Origin of the sequence: Kitasatospora sp. NPDC059571, from assembly GCF_042735675.1 — a bacterium.
Classification (GTDB): domain Bacteria; phylum Actinomycetota; class Actinomycetes; order Streptomycetales; family Streptomycetaceae; genus Kitasatospora.
In genome coordinates this window covers 1-1,290 of sequence record NZ_JBHWBW010000842.1, presented here as the reverse complement: position 1 = coordinate 1,290, position 1,290 = coordinate 1, and the positions used below count along the sequence as shown (strand labels likewise).

Below are 1,290 nucleotides of genomic sequence, written 5' to 3'. Positions count from 1 at the left end.
ACGCGAGGGGCCGTCCGGCACCGGGCCCACGCCCACGCGCGGCCCACCCCCGACCCCCTCGGCCGGGGCCGGCCGGGGGCGCCAGGCCCGGCGCCCGCCCGCGGCCCCGACCGCGCCGACGCCTCCGCGCAGGCCCGCGACGTCCTGGAGAGCCTGGTCTACGCCCTGTTGGAGAGCGGACGGCTGGACCGGGCGCTCGCCCTCACCGAGACCTTCCCCGCCGACGGCCCCGGCGCCCTGGACGACGCCCGGGCCGCCGCCCTGCGCACCCGGCTCGCCTGGGCCGCCGTCTCGGCCGCCCGCACCGCCGACGCGGCCGCGCAGGTGGCCCTCGTCCGCGATCTGCTCCAGCGCTTCGACGGCACCGCCCACACTCCGGCGCTGGACGTGGTCGAGTCCCGCCTGGTGCTGGGCGGCGCCACCGGCGACCCCGCCGCGGACGACCGGACGGCCGAGGCCGAACGGCTCGCCCGCCGGGCCGCCCGCCGCGCCGAACAGCACGGCCAGCCCGTGATCGCCTGCCAGGCCTGGCAGTTGCTCGCCGTGCTGGAACGCCGTCACGGCTTCGACCGGGCCGACCTCTGCCTGGAGCGGATCCTGTCCATCGCCACCCGGCACGCGCTGCCGATCTGGCGGGTCGACGCGCTGCTGCGGCTCGGCGTCAACGCGTTCATGCGCGACGGGTCCTCCAGCCGGCTGGAACAGGCCCACCGCGCCGCCCGCGAACTGGCCGCGCCGGACCTGGTGTCCAGCGCCGAGGCCACCCTCGCCATGCAGGCCGTGCTGCGCGGCGACTACCCCGCCGCCCGCGAACTGACCGGCCGCTGCCTGGAGTCCACCGCCCGCCGGCGCAACGTCGACCAGCACCAGTTCGCGCTGCTCACCCGCGCCGCGGCCGCCGCCCACCAGGGCCGCCGGGCCGAAATGGAGCGCGACCTGGCCGAGTTCGAGCGCTGGGACGATGGCGCGCAGTCACTGCAGCGCCCGCTCGTGCACGGCAACTGCCGCGCGATCTGCGCCCTCCTGGAGGAGGAACGCGACCTGGCGGCCCGGGAGCTGGACAGTGCGCTGCGGTGGGAGGAGCAGAACCCGACCGTCTTCTACCTCAACGGCCGGTTCGGGCTGCGGCTGCTGCTCCGCGCCATGGACGGGACGGCCGACCCGGCCGACCACGCGGCCGGCGCCGCCGACCACGCCGCGGCACTGGCCTGGAACCGCCAGTTCGAGCGGCTGGCGCACGCCGTCCACCTCGGCCGGGCCGGCCGCGGCGCCGAGGCCGCCGAGGCCGTC

1 pseudogene is annotated in these 1,290 nt (G+C 78.4%); it reads left to right on the top strand.

Features of this window, described 5'->3' with window-relative positions:
• Nucleotides 1-1,290: pseudogene (locus ACFV0G_RS39460) on the top strand (LuxR family transcriptional regulator); the annotation flags it as partial.